General features: G+C 58.7%; 5 protein-coding genes. 1 reads left to right on the forward strand and 4 read right to left on the reverse strand.

The window, feature by feature from the left end; all coding sequences use genetic code 11:
• Window positions 1-1134, reverse strand: a complete 1134-nt coding sequence (locus J2Z31_RS25375; RefSeq protein ID WP_209605919.1) for a ComEC/Rec2 family competence protein — start codon at window positions 1132-1134, stop codon at window positions 1-3.
• 161 nt (window positions 1135-1295) lie between these two features.
• Between J2Z31_RS25375 and J2Z31_RS25380 the strand changes: the two genes are divergently transcribed.
• Entirely contained in the window at window positions 1296-2195 is a 900-nt protein-coding gene (locus J2Z31_RS25380) for a WYL domain-containing protein (protein ID WP_209605921.1), read from the forward strand.
• Window positions 2196-2241: 46 nt separating this feature from the next.
• On the opposite strand, the gene J2Z31_RS25385 is transcribed toward J2Z31_RS25380, so the two are convergent.
• The 3 genes from J2Z31_RS25385 to J2Z31_RS25395 all read right to left on the reverse strand — a co-directional run bounded on the left by J2Z31_RS25385 (window position 2242) and on the right by J2Z31_RS25395 (window position 12052).
• Window positions 2242-5571 carry a DUF499 domain-containing protein gene (locus J2Z31_RS25385; protein WP_209605924.1) on the reverse strand — a complete coding sequence of 1110 codons (3330 nt, stop codon included), beginning with the start codon at window positions 5569-5571 and terminating at the stop codon, window positions 2242-2244.
• Window positions 5572-5581: 10 nt separating this feature from the next.
• Window positions 5582-8464, reverse strand: a complete 2883-nt coding sequence (locus J2Z31_RS25390) for a DUF1156 domain-containing protein (protein WP_209605926.1) — start codon at window positions 8462-8464, stop codon at window positions 5582-5584.
• Window positions 8465-8545: 81 nt separating this feature from the next.
• Window positions 8546-12052: a helicase-related protein gene (locus tag J2Z31_RS25395; protein ID WP_209605928.1), complete on the reverse strand. Its 3507-nt coding sequence runs from the start codon at window positions 12050-12052 to the stop codon at window positions 8546-8548.
• Window positions 12053-12966 lie beyond the last annotated feature (914 nt).

Below are 12966 nucleotides of genomic sequence, written 5' to 3' on the forward strand. Positions count from 1 at the left end.
TCAGCCCGCCCGCGCCGGCGTGGAGACGATGCTGGCAGCACCTGCCGCGGCCGAGACCATGAGAAGCCGCGCGCCGCGTTCGTTCACCTCGATTTTGGTCGGCTTCGGTCGGGCGATGGATGGTGTCTCCATCGTGACCTTAAAGCTACCGTCGGCCTCCCGGGCGACGGCCTTATAGTAGTTGCCCGCCTGCCGATGCGGCGGCTGCACGTCATCATCTTCGGCGCTGCCCTTAACAGGCATCGGCTTGCTTGTGGACAACATGATGTGGCGGTCGCGTCCCTGCGTCTCGCAAAGCCAGGCGACGTGTTCCGTCGGGACGGTCTTGTCCTCACCCTTGTTCGGCCCGATGGACAGGTAGGAACAGTGATGCGGAATCTTGAAGATGTCCCACAGCAGGCGGTCTTCGCGGCCGTGGCGTTTCGTGGTGATGACGATCTGGTCGATCGAGTCGTAGTTGATGTCGGACATGAAGAGCGCGTAGGTCTCTCGGCCACCTTCGAGGAAGGTCGCCTGGAACACGACGCTGTCCTGATTGCGATCAACGACACCATTATCGTCCTGCCGCCAGCCGAAGGGGCTGTGGATGAAGAATTCCGCGTGCTCGGGCCCGAACTTCGAGAAGCCGGGCACAGTCTGGCCAGCGTCGGTGATCAGATGAGCGCGCGATTCAAGCGTAAGGCCCTGCTTCTCCAGCCACTCCCGCAGTTTCTTCGGGCGCGAGAACACGCGAATGCCGTGGCCTTGGCGGAGCCGGTGACGCGCCTCCTGCCGGACGATCCGCGCACTGTCCTCGCAGCCATCTTCCAGAATGGCCGCGGCGGGGACCCACAGTTCGTTGATCTTGATTCGACCTTCGCCCTGATACTTGGCGGCGTGGTCGAGCCAGAAGAAATCGCCGGAACCGCAGCAATGGTCATCGTCCAGATGCGTGAAACACACGACATCGTAATAGTCGCGCTTTGCAGCCCGGAGATCCGATTTCAATTCTTCTGGCAGGTCAATCCGCTTGTCGTAGGGATCGTTGGGATTGCGCATGTCCGCATAGTCGATGAGCATCTTCTTGCCGTCGGCGAAATCGATCCGGATGCAATCGGCATTGCCGAGCGGGTGAAAGGTCAGGGTGGCGGTCATGTCTGTTACCTCGTGGGTGATGTGGTGTCGCTTCGGGACAGGGGATCGGCCGCGATAGACCCAGCCCGCTTTTCGATTGACCGTCAGCGCTGATGAGGATATAAACTATATGCATCGTTTTTAGATGTCAATATAGTTTCTATTCGCATGTTGAGGTTGTGATGGAGAGCGATCTGCCCGGGGTGCGCTGGGGTGTCGAGCAAAGGCTGGAGTTCATAGAGTTCCGGCTATTCTGGGAGGGTGGGGTGAACCGCGCGGACATTATGAAGATGTTCGGCGTTTCGGTTCCGCAGGCATCGAAAGACCTGACGCTCTATCAGGAGCGAGCACCGGGTAATGTGGAATATGACAAGAGTGCGAAGCGCTACATTCCAGCGCGGAATTTCGAGCCAAAGTTCCTGACACCGGACCCCGATAGGTACCTGTCTCGGCTGCGCTCCCTGGCGGAAGGATTGTCAGAGCCGGCTGATACATGGCTCGGATATCAGCCCGACACTGATATCGCCCTTACACCGCACCGGGATGTCGAAACCGACATATTGCAGGCGGTTCTCGAAGCGATGCGCGACCAAAAATCCTTGGAAATCCTCTATCAGTCCATGAACAGCGCGCGTCCCGATCCTGTATGGCGGCGCATGTCACCCCACGCCTTCGGCTATGACGGGTTTCGCTGGCACGCGCGGGCCTACTGCCACATCGACGCGAAATTCAAAGACTTTATACTGCCGCGCATTCTCGAAGCGCGCTCCCCCGGCCCGAGTTGTGCCCGTGGAGAGGACGATCGGGCATGGCATGAGCGGGTCCAGGTAGAGATTACGCCGCATCCGGCGCTCACCGAGAACCAGAAAAAGGTTGTCGGAAAGGACTACCGCATGACCGACAACAAAGCTGTTCTGTCGGTGCGTTGTTCAATGCTGTTCTACGTACTGAAGCGGCTTGGTTTGCTCCGTGATGCCGAGAAGGAGCCTCCGCGGGCGCAGCACATCGTTTTGCTGAATAAGGAGGCCGTTTACGCCGCTCTGAACCGGGCGGAATCTGCCGATTGGGGCGTGCCCAAGTAGTCGTTCGAGCGTGCCGAGCTTGCAACATCCAGCAGTGAGAAAAGCGCTAGTCATCAAACCCGGTCGACTCCGTCTTGAACTTCAGCTGCCGGGCATTGTCGCGGACGACGCTCACGTCACCTTCCTCAAAGCCCTCGGTTGCCGTGGCCTCGATCTCGAGCGTCAGCGTCACTTTGGCTCCAGGCGTGCGCTGCAGCTCCATCACCACGGCGTTCAGGATCGCGTCGAACGACTTGACGGGGCGCACCATGTCGATGTCGACGGAGCCATAGAAGCGCCGTGGCTTCGTTGGCCCGACAGGCACCGACACCGTCACCGGACTAGGCCCCTGGACCGGAGCAGCCGACTGACTCGGCCGCTGTGCCGCAGCCGTCTCCTCGTCTAGCTGTCGTCTGGCTTCCGCCTCACGCACGATTAGCATCGTCGAGAGATCTGTAATTGGAGGATCCTTGGCCCAGGTCAGCTTGTGATATCTGCCGCTCGCGGCGTCAAAGCTCTCAGCGAAGCCAAACTGCGGATCGAGCTTGGCGACGGCGTCGCGGATCGCCCCCTCGAGCACGACCCTGTCGCGCAACTTGGGCAGATAGACATAGGACGCAAACCAGTCGGTAACCTCGGAGATCGCAAGATGCGGCCGGTCGTCGGGCCAAATCGGCTTCAGGGCGAGCCACAGCCGCTCGGTCCCCAGTTTTTCCAGCGCGACACCGTCCGCCTTGGCCTTGTCGTAAACCATCGCCGGAACCGGTGGCCGGTCGCGCGACGAGATCTGATTGTGTTCAAGTTCAAATGGCTTGCCCGGAACGTCGCTCCTGACCGGATAAAGAATGTGGCTCCACGCCGCCCTGACTGCCTTTAGCGCGGAGTCCCGGTTGGTCTTGGCCTTGTCCTTGGCATCGGCAGCTTGCGCATTAGTCATTTGTTGCTGAAGCCGATCGTCTGAAGCGATCGACGCCCAAGCCATTGCCTTGCGCATGACTTCGCGGGCGGTGCCGAGGTTCGCCTCGTCGGGCGCTATGAAGAGGAGCGTATTCCTGAAACGCCGCTGGGAAGAACGGCAACGTGTCAATGCGTCAGCGACGGCTTCGGTAGCGGGGGATTTGTCCACACCGCGGCCTGCATGAGTATGTCTCGGGCCTAGGATGACAAGAGACAATGCCTGCGCCTCATCGACGGCAATGGGATCATCGGGTGCGGCGAAAATGCGGTGGAAGCCGCTGGCTGCCCTCGCGTCGTCCCGCAGCACGTCAGCAATCGCTGCATCGACCTCGTGCTCGGGCAGCGAACGCGCACGATCATCCGCAAGACGGTTCAGCGTCGGCTGTGTTGAGAACCAATAGTGCCCAGCTTCCTCGTAGAGATAGGTCGCACGCTCGCCCAGCTCACGTAGTGCCTCGCCGAAGATCGCCAGCTGATCGCCAGGCTCGGCGCACGCGAGTCGGAGGCCCTGACCCGTCACGCCGGCATTCGGCTGGCCGACTAGTGGCGCCGAGCAGATGAAAACTGCACGTGCTGCCCGTGTGGCCGCGCGCGCCTGTGAGATACGGCGGGAGGGGTTGGCTTCCATCAGGCTCGGCAGTGAACCGTCACCATCCACTTCCTTGTCGACGACAGAGCCGAAAGCCGGATCCAGAGGATACAGAACACTCGCGCGGACCCGCTCATGGGCGACTGGAATTCGGGCAGGCGTAATTAGCGGATCGCGCGACTGGGCGTGCCAAAGCACGCCGACCACATTAGCCATGAAACGCAGGACGCCGCGCGTGCGCTGGAATTTCTCAAGACTCGCCCAGTCCTTAGAGAGGCGGTCGAAGAGCTCAGGGTGGATGGGATAGGAGAGGCGTAACAGTTCGAGATAGCGTGCTTCCTTGGTCGCCGGCGGGAACTCGGCCGCGTTCGATTTGTAGAGAGAGTGAAACGCCTTAACGGTCTCGTCCCGGGCCTTCTCACCTTCGGCGTCGAGCGGCTGGAACAGACGGCGGCGAATTATCTCGTAGGTCTCGTCACCAGAGGCCGGTAGCCAAGCAGACTGCACACGCCCGAAGATCTTCTCCAACCGTAGCAGCGCGGCCTGACCACGAGGTCCACCTGCCTCGGCATTACTCTCGGGTAATGAGCCGACGATCAGGATGCCGGGCACCATCTTGGCCGCCTCTGTGAGCGACTGGACGAAAGAGAGGAGCGCTTCGAAGCGGTCATCATCGAGCTGGCGAGCGAACATGGTCAGCTCATCGAGCAGGATTACGCTCGGACCGGCAAGCTTGAAGAGCTCCACCATCAACTCGGATCCAGGGCTGGTGCGAGCAGCCTCCGCCTCGGCGACCAGTTTGAGACCTTCGTCCCCGGCAATCCGCCATGCGATATAACCCCAGAGTGTGCGGACAGTCGGACCGTTCTTGAGCTTCAGCGCCACATCCACGCCGGCAGACGAGCCGACAAAGACCGAGATCTTCGGCTTCGGCAATGTGGCAACATTAGCGCCGTCGAGGATTTCGCCGAGTCCAGGAAGGCTTTGAGGATCGCCACCGGCCTGCAGATACTTCACGAGGTGGAAGATAGCCAGCATGGTATGCGTCTTGCCGCCGCCGAAGGCGGTCTGCAATCCGATTACAGGATCGCCACCGGACCCACCCAGGCGCTGGACAGCGGTGGAGAGCACCCGCTTGAGACCTTCCGTCAGAAAAGTGATGCCGTAAAAAGCACTCGGCGTCGCATACCCCTCACCAGCATGGCCGGAGTCGACCGCGAATAGGTCGGCAGCGAACTCGGCCTCCTTGAAGCGGTTGGCGATCACATCGGGGTGCGGCAACGCCACCTCGATCCAAGGCTTCAATGCACCGACGGGTGCCTCAGGGGCCGTCAGCCCGAGCTGTGGTTGGGCAGCCGTCTCTACGACCTTGTTGCTCGGTGGGGCAGCGGGATCGACCTTGCCAGTTTCGATTCCTGTCTTGCGCTGCGCCGTATAGGCGGCGTTCAGCTTATCCATCGCCTGCGGAGGCGCCTTCAGCAGCGTAGCGAGCTGCAGCATTGCGTAGAGGTAATTGAGCGCATCGGCATCGCTAAGCGGCAAGTTGAGATGCGCCGTGGCGTTGCGCGCATCGAGCGCGATCGACACGTGACTGCGCGCCTTGTGCATGACCTTTCGGTCGAAGCAGGCATAAAAAACATCATTCCAGTTGTCGATGATCGTCTTGAGCAGGCCGTAGACGTCGAGTGAATCGTTCGGCCCGGAGCCCGCGGCACGGCTGGCATAGTGCAGCCAGCGCAGCCCGTGCTTCTTTTTCATGTTGGCTTCGACGAAGCCCTCCAAAACTGGTTTCAAGACGAAGTCAAGCGTATCGCGGACCCGCTTCGTGCCTTCTATGTCTTCTCCCGCCATCATCTTCCCCTCAGAGATCGAATACTGCCTGTGCCGGCCTGATGGTCGGCTGCGAAACGTGTGTGCCGGTCTCTTCTAGGTGCGACCATTCCTGCGCCAACTCATTGTAGATCAGAGCCTCCTGCGACCAGCCTTTCTGAGTCGCAATCTCGAAGAGGCGATAGGCCAGCTTTCGCGCTTGGTCGCCCGCCGGTCCCATCTGCGCCACCAGCCGACCGGCTGCCTCCGCGCCACCGTCCTTGGCGTTGAGCACGCGCGCGGTATGCTGCACGCATTCCCATATGGTTAGCGTTCTGTCCTTCGATGGCAACCAGTCATCCGGGAGCTTCTCACGCGGCGTCAGCGCCGCCTTGCCTCTCAGATCCTCGAAAACCTCGGAATCGAACAGTGCATTGGTGCTGATATTCTTGGCATTGGCGAGCGTGATGAGCTCACCTGAGGAACGCGCGTCAAAGCCGAAGGTCGCGAACCAGGCAAGCGCTACCTGCGTCTCGGGGTCGAAGACTGCGTCAAGCTCCTGGTCGATCTCCTCCCACACGCGGTTGATGATGGCGAGAGCGGTCTTCACGGTCATTGCACTGTCGTCGTCCTCGAGCACCTTGGCGTGACGCGAGAAGATGCCCATGCCGGGGCCGATCACCGATTGTTGCATGTCGACCGGGCCTACACCTGCTTTTCGGATATCATCGATCGCCTCTGGTAGTTCGCGTCGAAGCAGGCGTATAAATTCGGCGCGAGTGATCGTGAGCGCATCTGCTGCACGTTTGCGGCAGACAAGCACTATCGAGGAAGCCAACGCGTTCGTTCCCTGGGCAATAGATCGGCTTGGGTTCTCAGTTCTTATCGGCCACGTGCCATCGACCCCAAGACCGGCGTCAATAATCGCTTGAAGGAAGCTCGCCCACCCCGCAGACGTAATACCTATTTGGCTTTGTTCCTGCTGCTTGAATGCATAGTAGATCGTGATCGGATAAGCGGAGTTCCCCTTGGCAAGACGAGAAATGGCGTTCCGCATGCCTAGCATGAAGAATTCTTCGGCAGCGTCACTACCTCCTTGTCGATAGGGAGATGCGACAAGTTCGCTCTCTTTCGGAGTGGCTAGCGTTCTAAAAATATCAGGATATATGTCTCCCAGCATCGGCCTAAGCCAGACGTAGAAGAAGTCGGACAAATCAGCATAGCCTATGTTGTCATAATAGGGGGGATCTGTAGAAACTACGTATTGGCTTCCGTATTCAATTCTGGATGCATCTGTTTGGGTCACCACGCCGGGCGAAGGGCAATTTATTTCGTCCAAGCAATCCGCAACAGCTTTTGCGCACGTTGTTATGTCAGAGCTAGACTTTCCAAAGGGATTGCCCTCAGCAAAATCCCAGCTCATTGCCAGGCCTTGTTGGGGCATCGACTTACCCATAGCGTTGTCTTTCGTCAGCCATCCGCAAAGAGACGAGCCGTAGAAGACCATTCTATCCACAACCAGTGCCAGATAAGTTGCGACTGCCTGTGCGTATGCTGTCGCGCCAGAACCACCACTGTTTAGTGGGGCGTCGTCATCAGGCATTCCGGCCGTCTTTGCGTCCGAGGTTATTTTTTGACAAGCCTCGCGAACAAGGTCAGCTAAAGTCGTCAACGCGGTAAGCTGCCTTTTTGTAAAGATGGATGCGTAGGTATTCAGGCCATATTGAACGGTCCAGAAGCTTCGCGGATCATTTGGCAGCGTGCCGTCCGGTTCCCAATCTGGCGTCGCCTCTGCTGCTACAACCTCGTGAGACTCCGTTGGGGAAACGTAAGATCTCACTCGGTTCACTTCCGCGACGATCGCAAGGAGCCGCACGCCAATTCGGCCCGCCATACCCTCTGATTTTACGTATTCGTCGCTGATTGGTGAGCCAGTCAGCAGACACGTGAAATTGGAACCGCGACCTGACTTCGTGCCGTTCCGAATTCTCGATTCATCGGTCTTATTTGGTATCCCGCTCTTGACAACGAACTTGTATCCGTCTGGAGCGGCCTCATCGGTCTCCGGAACAACCCAAACTTTCCTTCCTTCCTTGCTCGAAAGCAGGAAAGTCGAAACAAGCGGAACCATCGCTCCCCGGGCGGCCGGATCTGGGGACTTAATCGTCCTGGCCCACAACCACGCGACGACGGTTCCTTGGGCCCCATCTGGCATCGGCGCAGTCGGATAGAGGTGCCCAATTCGTTTGATTGCCTCCTCCCGCATCCAATTAGCATAGAAGCGGACATCATCGGCCAGCCCCTGGGCACCCCGACTATTCCAGCTTGCTCCTCGCCCGAGTTCCGCGCGTGCTTTTGGATTGACCGGTGCGAAACCGGAAAATTTCGGAGGGATTTCGATAAGAGATTTACCAATTACAACGGCCACAGGGTTCAAATCAGAGCCGAAAGCGCGAAGGCCCAGTCGTTGCGCTTCCAACGGAATCGATGCACCGCCCGAGAACGGATCGTAAACTGGCGGAGCCTTTGCCTCCAGGTACTTCAGAGTCGCGCGCCGATCGTCTTTCGAGGGAGGCTCTTCGCCAAGCGCCCACGCGACCGACCGTGCAATCTCCCATCGCGCAAGGTTCATGATCGAATCCACATTCGAAGAGTCCCAGAGGCACATCCTTTCCATGATTCTGTGGAGACGTTGACGTTCCGCCTCCTGCTCAGCAACGGTCGGAAATCGATCGGGCCAGGCGGACGGGTCATCAACAAGCTGAGCGAACAAAATGGCCCTGCAAGCGGCAACCGGCCGCTGTGCCCAATACTTGTGAATGGCGGTCGGATAACCCTTCGGTGCTTTTTGCTTCCGACGCGAAGACTCGGCATTGATCGCCTCCAGCGGGATCGAGACTTCGATGAGTTTTTTGCGCGGAATCGGAGCCGTCATTTCATACCTACCATCTCGGCGCTCTGCCTTCGAACGCCTATTATTCCGAGTGCTTGCCTGTTCTTGTAAGGGAATCTTCTCTTACGAAGGTGATGAGCCCATCGATAGCAAATCAGCGACGTTGAAAACCACCGCTGTCTCGCCGAACCCAAGTTCCCTGTGGAAGAACCGGCGCACGTAGACTGGCTCACGTGCAAAGCCGTCATCGATCTGAACGATCGCCAGGATGAAAGCCTCCGCGGCGTTTAGTGACGACAGCAGCTCGTTCTTGGTGAGGATGATGTCGCGGCCGGTCGCGTGACGGCCTTTCACCTCGATGAAGCGCAGATGCCCCGTTCTGCCGTCGCGGCTCTCGATGTCCCAGCCTTTCTTTAATGCAGCAACATCGCGCGGCTCATGACCCAGGGCACATTCGGCAGCTATCACCGCCTCCATTGCTACGCGCTCGGACTCCGCTCGAAGAATGGGATCATCAGGGAGGCCCGAAAGCTCCGCGGGCGATGCGACCGGCGCCTTGGCACGCAATAAACCACCAGGAATTACCAGTGCCGCCCCCTTTAGCACTGGGGGTAAAGCAGAGATCTGTCGTTCGCGGTTAAGCTCATCCTGGCGCTTGTGCAGGCGCTCGACGAGGCGGGCTGCAGTCGCTTCCGCATTCTGAGCATTGATCCGTTGTTCCTTACCCGCGCGCTCTTCTTCTCTCAGCCGTGCCGCCCGTGCATCCCAATAATTGATCTCGCGATTAAGGCGAGCGCGCACCTCACGCTCGACCTTGTCTATCTCCGCAACCCTTCGAACACGGACCTCGTTGAGGTGTTGTGGCACGAGTGACGCTATGGCATAGCCGATTGCCTGGCTTTTGACATTCCCTGCCAGCCAGGGCGCAGTTATCTCGTCCTCGATCAGCGCGCGCTCTTCGGGCGTGATCGGCCGGCAATCGAGATAGGGTGCTGGCCCGCCGTCGACCGCGCTGCCGTCCTCTTTGAGAAAAAGGAACTGAAGGCGCTGAGAAATGGCGCGCGGCTCGCCCGAGCGTGTCACTCGTCCATCTCGCACGGCGTGCTCAAGATAGACCAGCAACCTCGGCTCGAGGCTTTCGTCACTGTCGTCGATTAGCACTGCGCCTTGGCTCAACAGTGGCTGGAAGCGTTCGAGCACGACATCGATCAACGCTTCGAGAAGCGGATGACCTGGCGCCACGAGTTCGGCCTGTGGTTGCCCGACGATAAGAGCTTTCTCAAAGGTAATACGTGCATAACGATCAAGGACAGGGTCGGCGCGCCCAATTAGGCGATCGCGCTCCTTCAGGATCGACGGCACCCGGAGTATCTCGAAGCGACCTTTCTCGCGCTCGGCGACGCGTCCGCCGAGCATCGTGAAGGCTTCGCGGAAGAAGGCGCCGATGAAATGGGGCTGCAGACGACGAGCGGCGGCGCGCTCCATCTGCTCGCGGATCTCCGCGACCGAGGTCGGGTTCATGCCCTCAGATGTCAGCTTGCGCTCGGCAACCACCTTTTCAATCGCGTCGACATCAACGACACCCTCCACCCTTCTGAACAGCTCCGCCCTCGTCTCCGGCCGGTCGCTATAGCGGATGGCGTCGACGAGCAGATCTCGAAGTGCATGACCTTCGAAGAGTTCGCCAAGAACGTCATAGACTTTGCCTCCCAACGCCAAACGTGCCTCTTCAAGCTTCTCTAGGAGACGACGATAGACCTCGCCCTCGCGCGTGTTGGTTGCACAAAGGTTCCAGAGATGGCAGACCTCCGTCTGGCCGATACGATGGATACGCCCAAAACGCTGCTCGAGTCGGTTGGGGTTCCATGGCAGGTCATAGTTGACCATCAGATGAGCGCCGCGCTGAAGGTTCACACCTTCGCCAGCCGCATCGTTGGCGATCATCACCCGGACCTGCGGATCGGAGTTAAAGGCGGCGATCGCCGCCCGGCGCGCTTCACGTGAGACCCCACCGTGAATGACGGCAACCGCTGCCGGATCGCCCACGAGCGCGCCGATCTTTTGTTGGAGATATTCAAGCGTGTCCTTCGGCTCAGTAAAGATCAGAACCTTGCGGCGCAGACCTGTCGACTTGTCGAGCATCAGCGGTTCGTCGAGGACTGACTGAAGCTCGCGCCACTTGGCATCCTGGCCGGACAATTTGAGCCGGAGAGCACGCTCTTCAAGATCTCTGAGAATGAAGATCTCAGCCTCAAGTTCGGCTAAGGTCGACGCGGCTGTCGCCTGGTCGACAATCTGCTCCTCCGCGGCCTCGGCCTCTGCGCCTGGCACTTCTTCGAAATCGTCGGGATCGTAGCGCGGCAGATCAGGCGCCTTGCCTAACGGCGAAGAACCGCCCTGACGCATGAGCTTTTCCTCACGCAGTCTCTCTTCCAGCCGTTTACGTCGACGCTCAAGCGAGCGATGGATTGCGGCCGGAGACGAGGCCAGGCGCCGCTGAAGGATTTGCAGTGCGAAGCCGACGCTCGATCGCCGCTTATCGTCGCCAGTATCGTCGGCGCGATTCATTTCCTCGCGCACGTAGGTGGTGACTGCTTGATAGAGATCCGTCTCGTCCGGCGAGAGTGCGTAGCTCGCAGTGTAGGCCCTGCGCTCCGGGAACAGCCGTGTTCCGTCGAAGCGATAGAGCTCTTCCTTGGTCAGCCGACGCATCATGTCCGAGACATCGGCCTTGTGCACGCCCTCCCGAAACCGACCTTCAAACCTATCGGCGTCGAGCAAGCCCATGAACAGCTGGAAGTCCGCTTCCTTGCCGTTATGCGGAGTGGCCGACATCAGCAGGAAATTCCGCGTCCGCGAACCCAGGAGCTTGCCGAGCTTGTGCCGCTGTGTCTCCTTCACCTCGCCGCCGAAATATGATGCTGCCATGCGGTGGGCTTCATCGCAGATGATGAGATCCCAGTCGGGCGCCGCCTCAAGTTTGGCCTTCAGCTCGTCCGAGCGCGCTGCCATGTCCAGGCGAAGGATCAGGCGGTTCTTCTCTATGAACGGGTTCCCCGTTACCGATGCCTCGATCTGATCTCGCGTGAGGAGATCGAAATGAAGGCCGAACTTCTCGGACATTTCTTCTTGCCACTGCTCGACCAAACCGCCAGGCGCCACGATGAGGCAGCGCTCGAGGTCACCACGGATCAGCAGCTCCTTGATCAGCAGGCCTGCCATGACAGTCTTGCCGGCGCCTGGATCGTCAGCCAACAGGAAGCGCAGCGGTTGGCGCGGCAACATCTCGCCGTAGACAGCAGTGATCTGATGCGGCAATGCCTCGATCTGCGAGGCGCTCACGGCAAGATAAGGATCGAACAGATGAGCGAGGCGAATGCGATACGCTTCCGAGGCAAGGCGGAGAAGCGCGCCATCAGCATCGAAAGCATATGAGCGGCCTGCAGTGATGAACTCGAATTCGGCCTCTTCGCCTTTATAGAGAAGCCGTTCGGTGACTTTGCCGTCGACCCGGAAGACCAGGTTCATTGCGTCTGCGCCAAACCGTGAGACCGAGACGATTTCTGCTACGCCCTCGGAGGCCAATCCTTTGATACGAGATCCGGGTTTTATTTCTTCGAACTTGGTCATCTACAACGTTGGGTTGGGATTAGAGAATCTGCGGCGAGGAAGATTGTGAATGCTCGACAGACTGCCGTGTTCAGGCAGTTAAGGCATCCAAAGTTGTCCACTTCAACGAGAACCTAGCTGGAAGTTGCCTTTTGCGGTAGCGCCTTTTTCGCTGTTCTTGAAGAGACGCTTGAGACATCCACTTGCAACCAGTGATGAAGGAGCCCCTCTCGGTCGCCCTTTTAACATCTGTTGCTCTCCAGAATATTTGAAGAATACCGGCTAGTAGTATGCTCGGGGATCTGCTCTGTTAAGTTGTTGCTGGTGGCTGACGAGGGAGGCAATTTCAGCATGGCTACTTGCTACAATTGTGGCGGGAAGATCGTATTTCGATATCTGGGAGGTAGTCCAGTTCCAATTCACACGGACGGTGGATGGTGTTCCAGCTTGCAGGGAAACCAGGCATCATCGAAGCCGGCGGCGTTCGAAACGACCGTTTCCTACGTCAACCCTAACGCGGAGTGCCCCGTTTGCCACGAAAGAGTATATTACTATCAGAGTCCTTTTGGCGGACGCGTGTTCTTTGACGACTTAGGCTGGCCCTGGCCCAAGCATTCATGCACAGACAACCGAGAGTCTCAGACTAGGGCTGTAAAGACAATTACCTCAAGCATTCACACGACATTCCGAAACAAGCAGGGTGAACAGCTTGATCTCTATAAGCTTGTCTCGCTGTCAGACCGCGGTCTGACGGTCGAAATGCGCTTCAGGATCATGCGCGGGGACCGCTCCTTCTCCGGAGCGATCAGTAAGCCGGAGTTGAAGCGACAAGACATTACCGTTGATGATTTAAAGGTGGCGCCCTCATTCGTTGTTCGGAAGTATCCAACCTTTCGTCTGTTGGAGTTCATTTCCGCAAGAAAGCAGTGCATCGA

The sequence above is a fragment of the Sinorhizobium kostiense genome, assembly GCF_017874595.1.
In the GTDB taxonomy this organism is placed as follows: domain Bacteria; phylum Pseudomonadota; class Alphaproteobacteria; order Rhizobiales; family Rhizobiaceae; genus Sinorhizobium; species Sinorhizobium kostiense.